Source organism: Streptomyces sp. NPDC001380 (assembly GCF_042895785.1).
Taxonomy (GTDB): domain Bacteria; phylum Actinomycetota; class Actinomycetes; order Streptomycetales; family Streptomycetaceae; genus Peterkaempfera.
In genome coordinates this window covers 147,426-166,018 of record NZ_JBIAWP010000011.1, presented here as the reverse complement: position 1 = coordinate 166,018, position 18,593 = coordinate 147,426, and the positions used below count along the sequence as shown (strand labels likewise).

15 protein-coding genes and 1 tRNA gene are annotated in these 18,593 nt (G+C 74.8%); 5 read left to right on the top strand and 11 right to left on the bottom strand.

Annotation, left to right across the window (positions count from 1 at the left end):
• Together ACFY07_RS16140 and ACFY07_RS16135 are read right to left on the bottom strand one after the other, a co-directional pair.
• Complete coding sequence (locus tag ACFY07_RS16140; protein ID WP_390869225.1) at positions 1–1,002, bottom strand: carbohydrate ABC transporter permease; 1,002 nt, start codon at positions 1,000–1,002, stop codon at positions 1–3.
• 193 nt (positions 1,003–1,195) lie between these two features.
• Complete coding sequence (locus ACFY07_RS16135) at positions 1,196–2,536, bottom strand: ABC transporter substrate-binding protein (protein WP_390869224.1); 1,341 nt, start codon at positions 2,534–2,536, stop codon at positions 1,196–1,198.
• A gap of 432 nt (positions 2,537–2,968) precedes the next feature.
• Between ACFY07_RS16135 and ACFY07_RS16130 the strand changes: the two genes are divergently transcribed.
• Together ACFY07_RS16130 and ACFY07_RS16125 are read left to right on the top strand one after the other, a co-directional pair.
• The gene (locus tag ACFY07_RS16130; RefSeq protein ID WP_390869223.1) at positions 2,969–4,021 is read left to right on the top strand and encodes a LacI family DNA-binding transcriptional regulator; all 1,053 of its coding nucleotides are present in this window, start codon (positions 2,969–2,971) and stop codon (positions 4,019–4,021) included.
• 361 nt (positions 4,022–4,382) lie between these two features.
• Positions 4,383–5,387, top strand: coding sequence for a slipin family protein (locus tag ACFY07_RS16125; RefSeq protein ID WP_390869222.1), 1,005 nt, complete (start codon positions 4,383–4,385; stop codon positions 5,385–5,387).
• Positions 5,388–5,495: 108 nt separating this feature from the next.
• Here the strand turns inward: ACFY07_RS16125 and ACFY07_RS16120 are convergent, their stop codons facing one another.
• From ACFY07_RS16120 to ACFY07_RS16105, 4 genes are all read right to left on the bottom strand, one after another.
• Positions 5,496–5,948 carry a DUF4442 domain-containing protein gene (locus ACFY07_RS16120; RefSeq protein ID WP_230651833.1) on the bottom strand — a complete coding sequence of 151 codons (453 nt, stop codon included), beginning with the start codon at positions 5,946–5,948 and terminating at the stop codon, positions 5,496–5,498.
• A 419-nt stretch (positions 5,949–6,367) separates the two neighbouring features.
• A tRNA-His gene (locus ACFY07_RS16115) sits at positions 6,368–6,443 on the bottom strand.
• A 239-nt stretch (positions 6,444–6,682) separates the two neighbouring features.
• Positions 6,683–7,285 (bottom strand): oligoribonuclease, encoded by a 603-nt coding sequence (gene orn / locus ACFY07_RS16110; protein WP_230651837.1) that lies wholly within the window; start codon positions 7,283–7,285, stop codon positions 6,683–6,685.
• Between the two features lie 5 nt (positions 7,286–7,290).
• Positions 7,291–8,673, bottom strand: coding sequence for a GlxA family transcriptional regulator (locus tag ACFY07_RS16105; protein WP_390869221.1), 1,383 nt, complete (start codon positions 8,671–8,673; stop codon positions 7,291–7,293).
• Positions 8,674–9,625: 952 nt separating this feature from the next.
• Here ACFY07_RS16105 and ACFY07_RS16100 point away from each other — a divergent pair.
• The gene (locus tag ACFY07_RS16100) at positions 9,626–10,510 is read left to right on the top strand and encodes a GNAT family N-acetyltransferase (RefSeq protein WP_390869220.1); all 885 of its coding nucleotides are present in this window, start codon (positions 9,626–9,628) and stop codon (positions 10,508–10,510) included.
• Here ACFY07_RS16100 and ACFY07_RS16095 read toward each other — a convergent pair.
• Positions 10,450–11,358 (bottom strand): HAD family hydrolase, encoded by a 909-nt coding sequence (locus ACFY07_RS16095; protein ID WP_390869219.1) that lies wholly within the window; start codon positions 11,356–11,358, stop codon positions 10,450–10,452. The two genes, ACFY07_RS16100 and ACFY07_RS16095, sit on opposite strands and share 61 nt — an antisense overlap.
• Positions 11,359–11,937: 579 nt before the next feature.
• Here ACFY07_RS16095 and ACFY07_RS16090 point away from each other — a divergent pair.
• A complete protein-coding gene (locus ACFY07_RS16090; protein ID WP_390869277.1) occupies positions 11,938–12,414 on the top strand; it encodes a universal stress protein in 477 nt (158 codons plus the stop codon).
• Positions 12,415–12,462: 48 nt separating this feature from the next.
• Positions 12,463–13,307 (top strand): IS5 family transposase gene (locus ACFY07_RS16085; RefSeq protein WP_390869218.1). Its coding sequence is split into 2 segments (ribosomal slippage): positions 12,463–12,807 and positions 12,810–13,307, totalling 843 coding nucleotides; the frame shifts between segments, so codons are not numbered across the junction.
• Here ACFY07_RS16085 and ACFY07_RS16080 read toward each other — a convergent pair.
• The 4 genes from ACFY07_RS16080 to ACFY07_RS16065 form a co-directional block, all read right to left on the bottom strand.
• The gene (locus ACFY07_RS16080) at positions 13,289–13,741 is read right to left on the bottom strand and encodes a DUF5959 family protein (protein ID WP_390869217.1); all 453 of its coding nucleotides are present in this window, start codon (positions 13,739–13,741) and stop codon (positions 13,289–13,291) included. The two genes, ACFY07_RS16085 and ACFY07_RS16080, sit on opposite strands and share 19 nt — an antisense overlap.
• A 234-nt stretch (positions 13,742–13,975) precedes the next feature.
• Positions 13,976–15,166: an acyl-CoA dehydrogenase family protein gene (locus ACFY07_RS16075; RefSeq protein ID WP_390869216.1), complete on the bottom strand. Its 1,191-nt coding sequence runs from the start codon at positions 15,164–15,166 to the stop codon at positions 13,976–13,978.
• A gap of 80 nt (positions 15,167–15,246) precedes the next feature.
• A complete protein-coding gene (locus ACFY07_RS16070; protein WP_390869215.1) occupies positions 15,247–16,209 on the bottom strand; it encodes a hydroxymethylglutaryl-CoA lyase in 963 nt (320 codons plus the stop codon).
• A complete protein-coding gene (locus ACFY07_RS16065; RefSeq protein WP_390869213.1) occupies positions 16,206–18,440 on the bottom strand; it encodes an acetyl/propionyl/methylcrotonyl-CoA carboxylase subunit alpha in 2,235 nt (744 codons plus the stop codon). Before ACFY07_RS16065 ends, ACFY07_RS16070 begins: the two co-directional genes overlap by 4 nt.
• Positions 18,441–18,593: the final 153 nt, after the last annotated feature.

The following is an 18,593-nucleotide window of genomic DNA, read 5'->3' as shown; positions in this document are numbered from 1 at the left end:
TCAGGCCCCCAGCTTCGTGCGGTTGGCGCGGGCGACGGCCGCCTGCACGGCCCCGATGAGCAGCAGGAGCAGGAGCATGACCCAGGCGACCGCGGCCGCCCGGCCGAGCTGGCCGTTGGGCCAGCCGAGCTCGTACAGGTACAGGCTCAGCGTCTGGTACTGGTGCGCCGAGCCGCCGCTGACGCCGACGCCGCCGCCGAAGAGCAGCGGCTCGCCGAAGAGCTGGGTGGCGCCGATGGTGGAGACCACGATGGTGAAGAGGATGGTCGGCCGGATCGACGGGATCGTCACGCTGACGAACTGCCGCCAGCGGGAGGCGCCGTCGATGGCCGCGGCCTCGTAGAGGTCGCCGGGGACGGCCTGCATGGCGGCCAGGTAGATCAGGGCGTTGTAGCCGGTCCACCGCCAGGTCACGATCGTCGAGATGGCGATCTGGGCCGGCCACTTGCCCGCCTGCCAGTCGACCTTGCCGAAGCCGAACCAGCCCAGCACCTCGTTGACGATGCCGGCGTCGTAGCCGAAGAGCTGCACGAAGACCAGCGAGGCGGCGGCGATGGAGGTCGCGTACGGGGCCAGGATCGCCACCCGGAAGAAGGTGCGGGCCCGCAGCTGGTAGTTGAGCAGGTGGGCGAGGCCCAACGCCATCATCAGCTGCGGGACGGTGGAGATCACACCCAGGGTGAAGGTGTTGGCCAGCGCCCCCCAGAACTGGTCGCTGTCCCAGAGCCGGGTGTAGTTGTCGAAGCCCCGCCAGTCGCCCGTGCCGCTCTCGCCGAGGGAGAGCCGGTGCAGGGAGATCCAGCCGGTGTAGATCAGGGGGAACAGGCCGAAGGCCGCGAAGCAGGCGAAGAAGGGGGCGACGTACGCGTAGGGCGACGCCTTGAGGTCGAGGCGGTAGAGCCTGCTGCGCCACGACGGCCCCGGTGAGGGCGGGGCGGGGCGGTGGGCGGCGGGCGGGGTCTGCGGCGGGCCGCCGCCTGCCGTCGTCACGGAGGTGGCCACGAGTGGCGTCCTTCCCGGGCGTGTCGGTCCGGGCGTCGAGGGCCCGGACGGGTCTGGCGGTGCGTCGGGTCCGGCGGTGGGCCGGACCCGGCGGTGCGTCGGCGGGGGCGGGCCGCCCGGCCGGGGGCGTGCGCCCCGGCCGGGCGGCCTCCTCACCGCCTGCGGCTGCGGCGGGTGAGGGCCTGCCCGCCGACTAGCTGTCGGTCTTCTCCTTGACGTTCGACACGACGTTCTCCCAGGCCTTGGCCGGGTCGGTGCCGTGCTGCTCGATGTCCAGCAGGCCGTTCTTGGTGATGATGTCCTTCACCTGGCCGTCCCACGGGCCGACGGGCGCCGGGGTCACGGACTTGGCGATCTCGGAGTAGATCTTCCCGGTGGGCGCGTCGCCGAAGTACGGCTGCGTGGCGTTCTGCACCTCGGGGGAGTCCAGGCCCGCCTTGGTGGAGGGGATGTTGCCGAACTTGGCGAAGATCTTCGCCTGCTGCTCGGGCGCGGTGAGCCACGCGGCGAGCCTGGTCGCCTCCTCCTGGTGCTGGCCCGCCTTCGGCACGCCGAGGAAGGAGCCGCCCCAGTTGGCGGGGACGGGCGCCGCCGCGATGTCCCACTTCCCCTTGCCGGTGTCGCCGGCGTTCGTCTGGATGATGCCGGTCATCCAGCTGGGGCAGGAGATGGTGGCGAACTTGCCGTTCTTGAAGCCCGCCGCCCAGGTGCCGCCCTCGTCGAACTGCTGCAGGCGGGCGCTCAGCCCGTCCTTGATGGTCTGGACCGCGGTGTCCCAGGCCAGCTTCACGCCGGGGCTGTCCTTGTAGACGAGGTTGCCCTGGCCGTCGGAGTACTGCTGCGGCTGGCTGGAGACCACGGCGTTGAAGACGCCGCCGGAGGAGTCCACGAACTTGCTGCCCGCCGGGGCCTTCGCCTGGAACTGCCGGCCCACCGCGAGGTACTTCTCCCAGCTGCCGGCCCACAGCCTGCCGACGGCCTCGCGGTCGGTGGGCAGCCCGGCCTTGGCGAAGAGGTCCTTGCGGTAGCAGACCGCCATCGGGCCCACGTCGGTGCCCAGGCCGATGGTCTGGCCGCCGCTGGTGGTGGCCTGCTTCCACTTGTAGTCGACCCAGGTGGAGGGGGAGACGCCCGGTGCCTTGCTCAGGTCCGTGAACTTGTCGTACAGCTTCGAGGTGGCCTCGGCGATGTAGCCGACCTCGATGGCCTGGATGTCGTCCACGCCGCTGCCGCTCGCCAGGTGCAGCTTGAGGGCGTCCCAGTACTTCTGCGCGTCGGTGTTGTTGTCCTGGACGATCTTGATGTTGGGGTGGGCCTTCATGTACTCGTCGTACAGGCCCGCCTCGGCGTAGCCGAACTGGCCGAAGGTGCCGATGCGCAGCGTCATGGCGCCGCCGCTGCTCCCGCCGCCCTTGGCGTCGCCGCCCTTGCCGCCGCTGCTGCCGCAGCCGGTGGCCAGGGCCGCGCAGGCCGTGAGTCCCGCGACCGCGGCCAGCAGGGTTCTGCGGCTGCGGGGGCTGCTTGTGGTGCGCATTCCACTCTCCTAGGTCCAGGGTGGGTCCGGGGTGCGCCACAACGGCTCGGAGGCCGTGCGGATCGTGGCGTGACGGGATGGTGCGGAGGAAGGGTGCTGTCGGCGCTGTCCTCGCGGTCGTTTCACCGCTAGTGTGTGGGAGCGCTCCCATGAGGCATGTCGGAAGACTCGTGCCTCGGGGGGGTGGGTGTCAAGGGTTGGCGTCGCTTCCGTTGCGCGAGCGTGTCCGGCACGTCACGCGTCCGTGTCCCGCCGAGGGCCTGCCGACGGCCTGTCGCGGGCCCGCCGGCCGGGGCGGCCCGCGCCGGAACCCCCGGCCGCGGCCGCCGCTGCGCAGCTCAGGGCGGCGGCCCGGGGCAGGAGCGGCGACATCCGTTCGCGGACCGGCCACAATGAGGCCAGCCCGCGTCCGCCGAGTCCGAGAGGTGAACCATGAGTCATGCCGCGCAGCGTCCCGCGGGCCCTGCGGTGAGGGGCGGCGGCCGCCCCACCCTGGAGGCCGTGGCCGCCCTGGCCGGCGTGGGCCGCGGGACCGTCTCCCGCGTCATCAACGGCTCCCCGCGGGTGAGCGACCGGGCGCGCGAGGCGGTGGAGCAGGCCATCGCCGAACTCGGCTACGTCCCCAACCGGGCCGCCCGCACCCTCGTCACCTCCCGCACCGACTCCATCGCCCTCGTGATCCCGGAGACCGAGACCCGCCTCTCCTCCGAGCCGTTCTTCAACGACATCATCCGCGGCGTCTCCGCCGAGCTGGCCGACACCGACATGCAGCTGCTGCTCATCCTCGTCCGCACCGACAAGGAGCGGGACCGGCTGGCCACCTACCTGGCCGCCCACCGGGTCGACGGCGTCCTGATGGTCTCCGTCCACGAGGACGACCCCATCCCCGGCCTGCTGGAGCGCATCGACATGCCGTCCGTGCTCGTCGGCCGCCGCTCCGAGCTGGAACCCCTGTCGTACGTCGACGCCGACAACGCCGGGGGCGCCCGCATGGCGGTGCGGCACCTGCTGCGGCGCGGCTGCACCCGGATCGCCACCGTCACCGGCCCTCTCGACATGGAACCCGCCCGCGCCCGCCTCGCCGGCTACCGCAGGGCGCTGGAGGAGGCCGGCCTCGGCGGCGACGAGGGCCTGGTCGGCCGCGCCGACTTCACCGAGAGCGGCGGCCGCGAGGCGATGCGCGGCCTGCTCGGGCGGCGGCCGGACCTCGACGCCGTCTTCTGCGCCTCGGACGTGATGGCCGCCGGCGCCCTCCAGGTGCTGCGCGAGGCCGGGCGGCGGGTGCCGGAGGACGTGGCGGTGATCGGCTTCGACGACTCGATCATCGCCCGGCACACCGACCCCCCGCTGACCAGCGTCCGCCAGCCGATCGAGGAGATGGGCCGCACCATGGCCCGCCTGCTGCTGGAGGAGGTCTCCGAGGAGGGGCGGGCCCGACGGCAGGTGGTGCTGGCGACCGAGCTGGTGGTGCGGGCCTCCGCCTGACCGGGGGCGCGGGATGCCGGGCGTAGGGCGCGGGACGGCGTGCGCGGGACGGCGTGCGCCGACCGTGGGTCGCGGGTCGCGGGTCGCGGGTCGCGGATCGCGGGTCGCGGGGCACGGCCCGGTGACCCGCACCGTGTCCCGCGGGTGCTGCGGGTGCTGCGGGTGCTGCGGGTGCTGCGGGTGCTGCGGGTGTGCGGGCGCGGGGCCGCCGCGCCGCGGCTGTGCGCCGGGGCTGTGGGCTGCGCGCCCCCGGGCGCGGGGTGGGGCCGGACGGGCCGTTCCGCTGCCGGGCGGCGGCGCGTAGCGTGGGGCGGAGGGGGAGCGGTGCTCCCGCGCCGCACGGTGGATACGGAGGCCCGTGATGCTGGGCGTGGATGTGCTCGCCGGACTCCTCGCAGCCGGTGCCGTGTGGGTTGCCCTGGGCGTCCGGGTGGTCCAGCAGTTCGAGCGGGGCGTCGTGTTCCGGTTTGGCCGTGTCCACAAGGTGGTGCGCGATCCGGGGCTGAGGCTGCTGGTGCCGGTCGCCGACCGGCTGCGCAAGGTGAACATGCAGATCGTGACCATGCCGGTCCCCGCCCAGGAGGGCATCACCCGTGACAACGTGACCGTCCGGGTCGACGCGGTGATCTACTTCAGGGTCGTCGACCCCGTGCTGGCCACCGTGAACGTGCAGGACTACATGTTCGCGATGCTCCAGGTGGCGCAGACCTCGCTGCGGTCGATCATCGGCAAGAGCGAGCTGGACGACCTCCTCTCCAACCGCGAGGAGCTCAACCAGGGCCTCGCCGTGATGATCGACAGCCCGGCGCTGGCCTGGGGCGTCCACATCGACCGGGTGGAGATCAAGGACGTCGCGCTGCCCGAGTCGATGAAGCGCTCGATGGCCCGGCAGGCGGAGGCGGACCGGGAGCGGCGCGCGAGAATCATCACCGCCGACGGCGAGTACCAGGCGTCCCAGCGGCTCTCCGAGGCCGCGAAGATCATGGCGGAGACGCCGGCCGCGCTGCAGCTGCGGCTGCTGCAGACGGTGGTGGAGGTGGCCGCCGAGAAGAACTCCACCCTCGTGCTGCCCTTCCCGGTGGAGCTCCTGCGCTTCCTGGAGCGGGCCACGCCGGGCGACGTGTTCCAGGCGGCCGCCGGGGCGGCGGCGGCCGGGGCGGCCCCCTCCGCCGCCCCGGCCCCCGCCGCCCCGGCCCCCGCGCAGGGCGGTGCCGGAGGCCCTGACAGGACGGCGGGGACGGCGCCCGCCGAGGCGCCCGCGCCGCTGGACGGCGCCGGGCACCCGCAGCTCGCGCCGCTTCCCGACCTGTCCGTCCCCCCGGACCTCGTCGAGCGCACCGGGCCCACGGAGCCCATGAACCGGTAGCCGCGCCGCCGGGCGGCGGACCGGCTCCCGGCCCGGCCCCGTGGGCCCGGTCCCGCAGGCCCGGTCCTGCGCGCCTGGTCCCGTGGGCAGGGGACCAGGGGCTGGGGATCAGGAGTTGGGGCGCAGCGTCCAGACGACGGTCATCTCGCCGGTGACGGCCCCGTCCTCGCGGGTGATCTCCACGGTGACGGGGAACTCCGGCCGCTCGCCCCGGTCCAGTTCGGCCACCACGTCCGCCGCCGGGCGTCCGAGCACCGCGGTGGCGGTGACCGGGCCCATGGCGAGCTTCCGGTAGGCGATCTCGGCCCGCACGGCCAGCGGCACGGCCCGCGAGAGCTGGTCGCTGAAGGCGGCGAGCACGATGCAGCCGCTCGCCGACTCGGCCAGGGTGAACATCGCGCCGGCGTGCGGGCCGCCGACGTGGTTGTGGTAGTCCGGCTGGTCGGGCAGGCGGAGCACGGCCCGCTCCGGGGACGTCTCCAGGTACTCCAGCCCGAGGGTGCGGGCCATGGGCACGGTGGCTGCCAGCAGTTCGCCGATCGAGGGCGTGGTTCCGGTCATGGGGCGGATGTTACCAGTGGGTAGCTTGTGGTGGGCGGCCCGTGCCCGCATCCGTGCGAGCCCCGGGCCGCCGCCCTCCCGGACCGCCGTCGGCGACGGGGCCCCGGCGTCCCGGGCCGGCTGTTCCCCCGTCTCCTCCCGGGCCGGTCGAGCTGTCGAGGCGTCACGGCCGTGCCGTCGCACCTGCTGTGGCCGTCGTGGGCGTCGTGGCCGTCGTGGGTCGCAGGGGCCGCGGTGTCCGGCCCGGGGCGGGCTCCGGCATGCGGGGCCGGGTGCGGAGGCGGTGTTCCGTGCTCCGGCCGCGCGGCCGCTGCGGATCGCCCGGGTTCCGTCGGCGCGGCCGCTGCGGGCGGGGGTGCCGGCGGCGCCGGGGAAAGCGAAGGGCCCCGGCCGGTCTCCCCGGCCGGGGCCCTTCTTCATGGGGTGAGCGACGGGACTTGAACCCGCGGCCCCCGGGACCACAACCCGGTGCTCTACCAGCTGAGCTACGCCCACCATGTGTCCGGACCGCTCCGCGTTCCGACGTGGATAACTCTACAGGATCGGCGGGGGTGCTCGCGCCAGCCTTTCCGCGCGTCCGCCCCGCGGCTCCGGGTCCGCCCCGTGGTCCCGTCCCGCTGCCCGGGCCGCAGTGCCGGGCCGCAGTGCCGGGCCGGCGGGACGGCGCCGCGGCCTCCCGCGCCTCGGCACCGCCGTGGCGGGCGCGGGACGCGGGAGGCGGTGCGCGGAGCCGGTCAGGACGGCGGCAGCACGTGCTTCGCGGCGATGGACCGCGCCGTGTCGCTGTCCGGGCCCGGCTGCGGCACGAACACCGCCTCGCGGTAGTAGCGCAGTTCGGCGATGGACTCCCGGATGTCGGCGAGCGCCCGGTGGTTGCCGTTCTTCTCGGGGCTGTTGTAGTACGCCCGCGGGTACCAGCGGCGCGCCAGCTCCTTGATCGAGGACACGTCCACGATCCGGTAGTGGAGGTGCGCCTCCAGCCCGGGCATGTCGCGGGCGAGGAAGCCGCGGTCGGTGGCCACCGAGTTGCCGCAGAGAGGGGCCTTGCCTGCGTCCGGCACGTGCTCCCGGACATAGGCGAGCACCCGGGCCTCGGCCTCCGCGAGGGTCGTGCCGGCGTCGAGCTCGTCGAGCAGCCCTGAGGCGGTGTGCATCTGACGCACCACCTCGGGCATGCCCGCCAGCGCCTCGGCGGGCGGCCGGACCACGATGTCCACGCCCTCGCCGAGGATGTTGAGCTCGGAGTCCGTGACCAGCGCGGCGACCTCGACCAGGGCGTCCTGGGCGAGGTCGAGGCCGGTCATCTCACAGTCGATCCATACCATCCGGTCGTTCACATGTCTCACCCTACGGCGCGGTCGCGCTGGCCGGGGAGCGCACGCGCCTGCCGGGCCTCCGCGGCCGGGGGACCGGCCGCCTGCCGGTCCGCCCCGCCGGGGCGCTCCGGTCGCTCCGGGGGGTCCGGCCGGTCCGAGCGGTGGCCGCGCCCGCGGGCGCCCGGCTGGGGGCGCCCGTCGTCCGCCGCCGCGTGGTCCGGCAGCGCGGAGGGCGGGGCGGACCGGCCGATCCGCTCGCCCGGCTGCCAGGGCTGCCCCGCGGAACCCTGCGGGCCGGGGTGGACGGCCTGTCCGGGCAGCCCGCCGCCCCCGCCGTTCGGGTACTGCCCCGGGGGCGCCGCCGACGTCCGGTCGCCCGGCGCGGACTGCTGCGGCACCGCCGCGGCCGCCTGCGGGCGCCGGGAGCGGAAGTTGGTCCGGTAGACGGCGGGGGAGACCCCGAGCTGGCGGCGGAAGTGCCCGCGCAGCGCCACCGGCGAGCGGAACCCGCAGCGGCGCGCGACCTCGTCCACCGACAGGTCGGACGTCTCCAGCAGCCGCTGGGCCTGCAGCACCCGCTGGGTGATCAGCCACTGCAGCGGGGCGCTGCCGGTCAGCGACCGGAAGCGGCGGTCGAAGGTGCGGCGGCTCATGTACGCGCGGGCTGCCAGCGCCTCCACGTCGAACTGCTGGTTGAGGTTCTCCAGGGCCCAGGTCACGACCTCGGCGAGCGGGTCGTTCCCGATCTCCTCCGGTAAAGACCTGTCGATGTACTGGGCCTGCCCCCCGGGCCTGCGGGCGGGCACCACCAGGCGGCGGGCCAGCGCGTTGGCGGCCTCGGCGCCGTGGTCGGTGCGCACGACGTGCAGGCAGAGGTCGATGCCGGCGGCCGTGCCGGCGGACGTGAGGACGTCGCCGTCGTCGACGAAGAGCTCCCGCGGGTCGACGTGCACCCGCGGGTAGCGCTTGGCGAGGGTCGGCGCGTACATCCAGTGGGTGGTGGCCGGGCGGCCGTCCAGCAGGCCCGCCGCGGCCAGCACGAACGCGCCGGTGCACAGGCCGATGATCCGCGCCCCCTCCTGGTGGGCCTTGCGCAGGGCGGCTATCGCCTCGGACGGGGGCGCCTGGGAGATCGAGCGCCAGGCGGGCACCACGATCGTCCCGGCCCGGGCCAGCGCGTCCAGCCCGTACGGGGCGGTCAGGGTCAGGCCGCCGGTGGTGGCGAGCGGGCCGTCCTCGCCCGCGCACACCAGCAGGCGGTAGCGGGGGACGCCCGCGTCCTGGCGGTCCACGCCGAAGACGGAGAGGGGGATGGACGACTCGAAGATCGGGGCCCCGCCGAAGATCAGCACGGCGACGGTCTCCCGCCGCCGGCGCCCGGAGAGCTTGCGGAACGCGCCGGAGGGCACCGCGGCCGCGCCCGGCCGTTCCGGGGGCGCCCCGGTGCCGGGGGAGGCGGCACCCGGACCGGCCGGTCCGGCGGCGTGGCCCGTGACCGGTGCGGCGGACCCCGCCGCAGGGGAGGGCGAGCCCGGATGTGCGGGCGGGCCGGCAGCTCTCGGGTCACCGCCCGCGGGGCGGGACGGGCCGCCGGCACCGTCCAGCGCTGCGCCGCTCCTGCTCACCCTGCTCAAGGCGCTCAAGCCCCCCTACCTCGTGTGGCCCGCGGGCGCCGGTGTCCGCGGTGCCCCGCGGCGTCCCGGGGACGCGCCGCCGCGCCCCGTGCCGCCGCCGGGATCCGCGGTGTCAAGGATGCCCGTCCCGTCCTGCTCCAGCACTGCTCGCTCCCCCGGCGCCAGCCAAGATCGAATCTACTGGTTCCGGACCGGCCGTTGCGACACCTTCACCGTCCAACGTTATGTCGACATGGCAATTTGGCGTGATGCATTCGATCACGAAGCGTGGCATCCGTGGGCCCCGCTGGGAAGAGGGCGTTCCGTCGGGTGGCTTGTTGTCGCACGGCGGGCGGGGTGCGGACGACCGCACCGCCATGGTGCCTCACCCTCTGGGCTGCGTATACGTTCAAAACCTTTTACCTGTGCGGAAGTTGACCGAAAACCGGCGTTGCGGGACGCCGTCCGCGGTAGTTCGATGGCGCGCCCGCGCGGGCGCGGGTGGATCCGGTGCGCACAAGCACGCGCGGGGCGCCCGCCGCGCCTCGGCGTACCGGTGCCGGCGCCGCCCGGCCGGCGTTCTCCGGCCATCGGCGGCTCGTCGGACCGTGTCACCGGCCGGTGCGTCCCGCCGGCCCGATCCGGGGGCGCGGCCCGGCGTCGCGGGCCGGGGCGGCCGGGCGCTCGGGGCCGGCCGGGCGGCCCGGTGCGGTCCCCGGGGCCGCCGTCCGGGGCTAGGGTCTGCGGCATGGACAGCCGCATCCCCGTCGAGGCCGCCCATCGCAACGTGGCCGGCTTCTGGCTCGCCCGGGCGCGGGCGCTCGGCCTGCCGACCCGCACCGCGGCGGGATGGACGGAGGTGCGCGCCGCTCCCGGCGGCGCGGACGCGCACCGCCTCGTGGTCACCCGGCCGTACGGGGGCGCCGCCGCGCTGGCCGGGGAGCTCGCCGGGCTGGTCCGCGAGTGGGGTGCGGGCCAGGCCTGCGTCGAGGACCCCTACGGCGGACTGGACCTGGCCCCGTTCGGCTTCGAGGCCGCTATTCCGCAGCCGGTGATGATGCGTCAGCCGGATGCGTCCGCGCCGGGGAACGCCCACCGGTCCGCATCGGGGAACGCCCCCCGGACCGCACCGTTGACGGCCGACGGCACCGCATGCGTCCGGCGGGACGCCGTGGAGGTCCGCCAGGCGGTGGACGGCGCCGCACTGGCGGACGCGGAGCGGGTCGTCGCCGAGGGGTTTCCGCTGACGGGGATGCTGCCGTGGCGGCGTGGTGCGCTCCTCCCCGAGGCGCTCCTGCGCGAACCGGGCTGGCGTGCCTGGCGTGCCTGGCGCGCCGACCGCGGGGGCGTGCCGGCCGGAGCGTGCGTCAGCTTCGACGACGGGTCGGCCGTGGGGCTGCACTGGGTGGCGACCCTGCCCGCGCACCGGTCGCGGGGTGTGGCGCGCGCGCTGGTGCGGGCGGTGCTCGACGCCCATCCGGAACGGACGGCCGTCCTCACGTCGACGCTCCTGGGGGAGCCGCTCTACCGGAGGGCGGGGTTCACCGAGCGGGGGCTCTCCCGCTGGTGGTGTCACCCGGCGAGCCCCCCTGCCCTCGCACCCGCTGCCGCGCCCGCCGCCACCGGGCGGTAGGAGGGCCGGCCGCCGCCGCCCGGCAGGGCGGCCGGGGCGGCGAAGCGCGTCCGGGCCGGCGGCGCCGTTCTGGCCGGGGCGGCGGCTCCGCGGGCGGTGGGGAGGGCGCCGGCGGTGGGGAGGGCGCCGGCGGGGGAGGGGGCGGCGGAGGGTGCCGGGCGGGCGCTGAGCACCATGCCGACGGCTTCGGGCAGGCCGGACGCGGACAGCGTGGGGTGGTACCCCAGCTCGGGCCACGGGCGGCCGTGGTGCAGCCAGACGCTCTGCAGTCCGCTGAGGCTCGCGCCGGCGATGTCGGCGGGCGCGTGGTCGCCGACCATCCAGGTACGGGCCGTCCACGCGCCGTCGGTGGGGACGCCGCAGCGGCGGGCGGCGATGCGGAAGATCTCCGGGTCGGGTTTGGCGAATCCGGCCTCCTCCGAGATCACCCAGCCGTCCACCAGGGCGGCCAGGCCCGTGCGGCGGATCTTCTCCAGCTGGGGGGCCGTGCCGCCGTTGCTGACGATGCCGAGCGTCCAGCCCGCGGCACGGGCGGCGCGCAGGGCGGCGAGGTGGGGGGCGGGGCAGTGGATGTGCGCGTTGATGCCGCGGCGGTAGTGGGCGAGGAGGGTGTCGAACGTGGCGTCCAGGCCGTAGCGCTGCCGCAGGGCGCCGAGCAGGGTGCCGCGGGGGACGAACCCGCTGCCGTCGAGGGTGGTCAGCCAGCCGATGTCCTGGGGCGGCAGGCCGTGCTCCGCGAGGAAGTCCCGTGCCCAGCTCCGGAAGGCGGCGTCCCGGGGCAGCAGGGTGTTGTCGAGGTCCATCAGCAGCAGCGGCATGCGCCGCATGGTGCCAGCGGCGGCGGTCATGCATCCGGCACTTGCCGCCGAGCGGCCGGAAGCGCGGCCGGAAGGCCGCGGGGATGGCCGGAATGCCGCCTGTCGCCGGTCCCCGGCGCGGTGGCGCACCACCGGGACAGGCGCTGTTGCGCTTCGATCCGTGCTCCGGCATCCTCCTGTCAACCTCAGGGAACGGGGCGCCGGGGTGCAGTCCCCGCCCGCTGCGGGGGACGTGGGCGCGACGGCGCGCACACGCCCGCGCACGGCGGCTGCAGAGTCTCTCCGCGCTCCGCACCTGGGCGGGAACGCCCTGTCGCCGTACTCTGGAAGGGAGAAGTCGCGCAGTCGCGCCGCGGCCTTCCGGGCCGGGTCCCGTGCCGCATGCGGCGTCCTGCTGCCACCCTCCGCCGCGCCCTCCCCAGCCGTCCCCCCTCTCGCCGAGAATCCCGAGTCATGGCCGCTCACGAGCCCCACAAGCCCGCCGACGGCGACCCCGCCGCCCGGCCGACGGGGCCTTCCGCCTCCACGGGGGAGCCCTCCGCCGCCGGTCCGCGCCGGGCGGCCGAACCGCGCAGGCACAGGTCGAAGCCGAGGCAGAAGCCCGGCGCCCTGCCCCACGTCCAGGAGCCGTTCGGAGAACCGCAGTCCGTCCGCGCCTGCGATCCCGCCTTCCAGCACGGGGTCGTGGTCGGCTTCGACGGCTCGCTGTCCAGCGAGCGCGCCCTCGCCTACGCCGTCGGTATGGCCCGCCGCTCCGGTTGCGGACTGGTGATCGTGCACGTCGCCAACCGGCTGCCGGCGACGGTGTGGGCGGGCTGCGAGCCGCCGGTCTTCGTGGACGTCCCGGACCACCGCACCGAGGTGCTCGGACTGGAACTCGCCTGCTCGGACTACCTGGCCGACGTGCCGTGGGTCCTGGTGGAGCGCGGCGGCGACATCTGCCACGAGCTGGAGGAGGTCGGGCGGGAGTACGCCGCCGACGCCATCGTGGTGGGCAGCACGCACGGCCTGGTCGGCAAGATCTTCGGTTCCGTGTCGGGGCGGCTGGCCCGCCGGGCCAACCGCCCGGTCGTCGTCATCCCCTGAGAACCTCTACGAAATGATCTTCGAGGTGGTTGGATCGCTCCGGGACTGATGATCCGCGGGTGCCGGGTGGCTCGGCCGAAGCCGTGGGAAGTCGATGACGAGTTGTGGGCGGTGATCGAGCCGTTGTTGCCCAAGGTCGAGCGTCGGACCCGGCATCCGGGACGCAAGCGGCATCCGGACCGCCTCGTGTTCCAGGGCATCCTGTTCGTCCTGCACACCGGGATCGCCTGGGAACACCTGTCGCAGGAACTCGGCTTCGGCTCGGGCATGACCTGCTGGCGCCGGCTGGCCGAGTGGACCGGGGCCGAGGTGTGGCCGCGACTGCACGAGGCCCTTCTCGCCAAGATCCGCGGCGCGAACGCCCCGGACTTCTCCCGGGCGGCGGTCGACGGTTCCCACATCCGGGCGTCAAAGGGGGCTCCAAGGCCGGACGAAGCCCCGTCGACCGGGGCAGGACGGGCAGCAAGCACCACTTGATCACTGACGCCACCGGCATTCCGCTCGCCGCCACCCTGACCGGCGGCAACCGCAACGACGTCACCCAGCTGATCCCACTCCGCCAGGCCGTGCCGTCCGTGCGGGGCAAGCGTGGCCGGCCCCGGCGCCGCCCGGACGTACTACTGGCCGACCGCAGCTACGACCACGACACGTACCGCCGTCTCGTCGGGGACCTCGGCGTGAAGCCGTTGATCGCACGACGCGGCACCGAGCATGGCTCCGGCCTGGGCACCCAACGCTGGGTCGTGGAACGCGCGTTCGCCCACCTGCACTGGTTCCGCCGCCTGCGGATCCGCTGGGAGATGCGCGACGACATCCACGAAGCCTTCCTCACCCTCGGATGGGCACTTATCTGCCGGCGGCGCCTGGCCGCAGTTCAGCGCCGCCACTCATAGGCACCCGGTGAAGACTCCAGTACTTCGCTCGGCCACTCCTGCAGCACCTGACCGAGTAGCTTGCGCTGCTGGTCGATCCAGCCCTCTTCAAGACTCATGGGAAGGAACACGGAGACGCACGAACTGCCCAGATCTTCTACACGGACAGCGACAGTCTCATGTTCTTCGCTGTACGGCTGGATCTTGATCTCGGGGCTGTGGTGGTCGTCCCTCCAGCAGATGTCCTGACCGGCAGCAAGCAGGTCCAGAGCACGGGACCACTTCTCCAGGTCGGAAGGGAACAGAGACATGGCCAGCCGACCGCCGACGAAGCTGCTGGTCACAATGACCTCTGCGTCGAGCTGGTCGTGAAGATGCAGCACGCCCGGCGACCTGCGCCCCAGCACACGCACCCGAAAGCTGTTGTCGCCATCCGAGAGGCTGATCAGTTCCACCCTGCACCCTCTGTCCTGCCCGCTCACATCTGTCAGAGCTCAGGGTCTCTGAACCAGATCAACGGACACAAGCAGGTGTCCCCGCCTCATTCCGTTAGGAGTTCTGAGGGGCCGAGGACGGTCCGCCTGCGGTCCTGACGGGCCGTCCCCCGGCCCGCGGCCGGCCACGGGCCCGATGCTCCCGGCGCGCCCCCGCCCTTCCGCTCCGTCCGGCGGGGGCGCGCCGACGGTCCGTCACGGGGTCATGCCGAGCTCCCTCGCGATGAGCATGCGCTGGACCTCCGAGGTGCCCTCGCCGATTTCGAGGATCTTGCAGTCCCGCCAGAAGCGGGCGACCGGGAACTCGTTCATGAAGCCGTAGCCGCCGTGGATCTGCGTGGCCTCCCGGGCGTTGACCACCGCGGCGTCGGAGGAGTGGAGCTTGGCGATCGCGGCCTCCTTCTTGAACGGCTCGCCGTGGAGCAGCCGGGACGCGGCGTCCCGCCAGGCCAGGCGGGAGGTGTGCGCGCGCATCTCCATGTCGGCGATCTTGAACTGGATGGCCTGGTTGGCACCGATGGCGCGGCCGAAGGCGTGCCGCTCCGAGGCGTAGGCCAGCGACTGGTCGACGCACCCCTGGGCCAGGCCGGTGGCCAGGGCTGCGATGGCGATCCGCCCCTCGTCGAGGATGCGGAGGAACTGGGCGTACCCGCGGCCGGGCTCGCCGAGCAGGTTGGCGGCCGGGACGCGGCAGTCGGTGAAGGAGAGCTCCCGGGTGTCCGAGGCGTTCCAGCCGACCTTCGAGTACTTCTTCGACACGGTGAAGCCGGGTGTGCCGACGGGGACGATGATGGACGAGATCGCGGGCCGGGTCGAGGCACTCCCGCCCGCTTCACTCGAACGGGTGGTCGGTTCGGTGAGGGCGGTCACGGTGACCAGGCCCGTGATGTCCGTCCCGGAGTTGGTGATGAAGCACTTGGTGCCGTTGATCACCCACTCCCCGGTCGCCTCGTCCAGCCGGGCCGTGGTCCGGGTCGCGCCCGCGTCCGAGCCGCCCTCCGGCTCCGTCAGGCCGAAGGCCCCCAGCATCTCGCCGGAGCAGAGCCGGGGCAGCCACTCCCGCTTCTGCTCCTCGGTGCCGAACCGGTACACCGGCATCGCGCCCAGCGACACCCCGGCCTCCAGGGTGATCGCCACCGAGGAGTCCACCCGGGCCAGCTCCTCCAGGGCCAGGCAGAGCGCGAAGTAGTCGCCGCCCATGCCGCCGTACTCCTCGGGGAACGGCAGCCCGAACAGGCCCATCCGCCCCATCTCCCGCACGATCTCGTACGGGAACTCGTCGTGCTCGTAGTAGTCGCCGATCTTGGGTGCGACGACGTCGTTCGCGAACTCGGCGACCGTGCGCCGCAGGTCCTCGTACTCGGAGTCGAGCCGGTGGTCGAGCATGGTGACGCTCCTGGGCCTCTTGGGGGTGGCGAGGGTGGGGGAGGCCGCGGCGGGGTCCCCGCCGCGGCCGGCGGGGCGGGTCAGCCCCCGGTCAGGGCACGCACCGTGCGCGAGGGACTGGGGCGGCCCAGGTGCCCGGCGAGCCAGACGCTGGTGGCGGCGAGGGCCCCGAGGTCCACGCCGGTCCCGATGCCGAGCCCGTGCAGCATCCAGACGAGGTCCTCGGTGGCCAGGTTGCCGGTGGCGCTCCTCGCGTACGGGCAGCCGCCCAGGCCGCCCGCGGAGGCGTCCACCACGGACACGCCCGCCCGCAGCGCGGCGAGCGTGTTGGACAGCGCCTGGCCGTAGGTGTCGTGGAAGTGCACCGCGAGCCGGTCCGGCGCCACCCCCGCCCGCCCCAGCGCCTCCAGCAGCGCCGTGACCTGGCCCGGGGTGGCGACGCCGATGGTGTCGCCGAGGCTCAGCTCGTCGCAGCCCATCTCCAGCAGCCGCCGGCCCGTCGCGACGACCTGGGGGAGCGGCACCCGCCCCTCCCAGGGGTCGCCGAAGCACATCGACAGGTAGCCGCGCACCCGCACGCCCTCCGCCGTCGCGCGCGCCACCACGGGCGCGAACATCTCCAGCGACTCCTCCAGGGAGCGGTTGAGGTTGCGGCGGGCGAAGGTCTCGGTGGCGCTGGCGAAGACCGCGATGTCCGCGACCCCGTGGGCCAGCGCCCGCTCCAGGCCGCGCTCGTTGGGCACCAGCACCGGCAGCCGCAGACCCGGGTGGCGGCCGGGGAGGTCCGCCAGCAGCGGCATCAGCTGCTCCGCGTCCGCGAGCTGCGGCACCCACTTCGGGTGCACGAAGCTGGTCGCCTCCACGGTGCGCAGGCCGGCGGCCGCCAGCCTGGCGACGAACTCCGCCTTCACCTCGACGGGCAGCGGCAGCGCCTCGTTCTGCAGGCCGTCGCGGGCGCCCACCTCGTGGATGCGCACCCGTGCCGGCAGTCCCGGCAGGGGGACGGCCTCGGGGAGTCCGAGGTCCAGCACCGAACCGGTCACCGCGCCGCCTCCGCGGGCCCGCGGTCCGCGGCGGCCGTCCCGTCGCCGTCGCCGTCGCCCGCCGAGACCACGGCGAGCACCTCGTCCATGGACACGCCGGCCCCCTGGACGGCGCGCAGCTGCTCCACCGTGCCGTCGTGCGGGGCGGCGATGACGTGCTCCATCTTCATGGCCTCCAGGACCAGCAGCGGCTGGCCCTTGCGGACACGCTCGCCGACGGCGGCCTTCACCACGGTGACGGTGCCGGGCATCGGGGCGGTGAGGGTGCCGTGGTGCGCGCCGGGACCGCCGCCCGCCGCGCGCTCCGCGACCGGGTCGTACGGCAGCACCGCCCAGGTGTCGCCGTCCAGGCCGAGCCAGAGGGCGGGCCCGCCCGCGGCGGGGGCGGCGGTGTCGGCGGCGAGTGCGAAGGTGTGTCCGACGCCGTCGAGGGAGACCTCCAGGCGGTGGCCGCGGCGTGCCGCCCTGGCGGTGCGCACGGGCCCGTCGCCGAGCCGTACCTGCAGCTCGGAGGCGCTGCCGGGGCCGTTGTCAGTGGTGGCCGCTACGTTGTCCGTCGAGGTGGGCCGCACCCGCACCTCCACCGGTTCGCCGCCCGGGAGGCGGAGCCGGTGGACGGTCCAGGCGGGCTCGCCGCCCAGCCGCCAGGCGGAGGGCAGGGAGAACGGGTCGGTCCAGCCGCCGGGGGCGGGGGCCGGTGCGAGGGCCAGGTGCCGGGCGAGTGCCGCGGCGCACAGCACGGTGTGGGGGAGCGGGGCCGCGGGAGGGGCCCCGGAGGGTGAGCCGTCGGGCAGGCCGGCGGCGTCGGCCGGGGATGCCAGGAGGCCGGGGGTCTGCTGGACGGTGCGCTCGACCAGGCCGGTGTCGAGTCGCCCCGCGACGACGTCGGGATGCGTGAGGAGCCGGCGCAGGAAGCCGGTGTTGGTGGTCACGCCGAGGATCAGGGTCTCCGCGAGGGCGGCGCGCAGCCTCCGCAGGGCCGTGTCCCGGTCGGGACCGTAGGCGACGACCTTGGCGAGCATGGGGTCGTAGGTGGAGCCGACGAGGGTGTCCGGGGCGAGCCCGGAATCGACCCGGACACCCTCCCCGGTCGGCTCGCGCAGCAGCAGGACGCGGCCTCCGGTGGGGAGGAAGCCGCGCGCCGGGTCCTCGGCGCAGATCCGGGCCTCGATCGCGTGGCCCCGGAAGGAGACGTCCTCCTGGGTGACCGGGAGGCGCTCCCCGGCGGCGATCCGCAGCTGCCACTCGACGAGGTCCGGCCGCCCGGGGCCGGCCGGGCTGTCCAGGCCGCGCACGTGGGCGGCGAGTTCGGTGACCGGGTGCTCGACCTGGAGGCGGGTGTTCATCTCCATGAAGTAGTACGCCGACGGGTCGTCGCCCGGAACGATGAACTCCACCGTGCCCGCGCCGGTGTAGCCGCACGCCTCGGCGGCGCGGACCGCGGCGGCGCCCATGGCGGCGCGGGTGTCCTCGTCGAGGAGGACGGAGGGGGCCTCCTCGACCAGCTTCTGGTGGCGCCGCTGGAGGCTGCACTCGCGCTCGCCCAGGTGCACGGTGGTGCCGTGGGCGTCGGCGAGCACCTGCACCTCGATGTGGCGGGGCCGGTCGATCCAGCGCTCCACCAGGAGCGTGTCGTCGCCGAAGGCGGTCCGGGCCTCGCGCCGGGCGGCGGCGATCTCGTCCGGCAGGGCGGCCGGGTCCCTGACCAGCCGCATGCCCTTGCCGCCGCCTCCGGCGGAGGGCTTCAGCAGCACGGGGAAGCCGATGCCGGCGGCCGCGGCGGCGAGGTCCGCGTCGCTGCGGGCGTCGTCCCGGCTGCCGGGGACGACCGGCACCCCGGCCGCGCGCACCGCCTCCTTGGCGTTGATCTTGTCGCCCATCAGCTCGACCGCGGAGGGAGGAGGACCGACGAAGACCAGGCCCGCCTCGGCGCAGGCGCGGGCGAAGGCCGCGTTCTCGGCGAGGAAGCCGTACCCCGGGTGCACGGCCTGGGCCCCGGTGCGGCGGGCCGCCTCCAGGAGGCGCGGGACGTGCAGGTAGGTCTCGGCCGCACCGGAGTCCGACCGGTCGGGCGGGCCCAGCCGGACCGCGGTGTCGGCCTCCCGCACGTGCGGTGCGTCGGCGTCGGCGTCGCTGTGGACGGCCACCGCGCGCACGCCGAGGCGGCGCAGGGTGCGGATCACCCGGACGGCGATCTCACCGCGGTTGGCGACCAGGACGGTGTCGAACATGGGAGGTGCTCCTCCGATGGCAGGGTAGGCGTGCCGGCGGCCCGTCACGTCGGTGGTCGCTTCGGTGGACGCTTCGCCGACTGCGTCGTCGGCCGCACCGGTCGGTGTTCCGCCCGGTGTTCCGCCCGGCGATCCGGTCGGCGATCCGGTCGC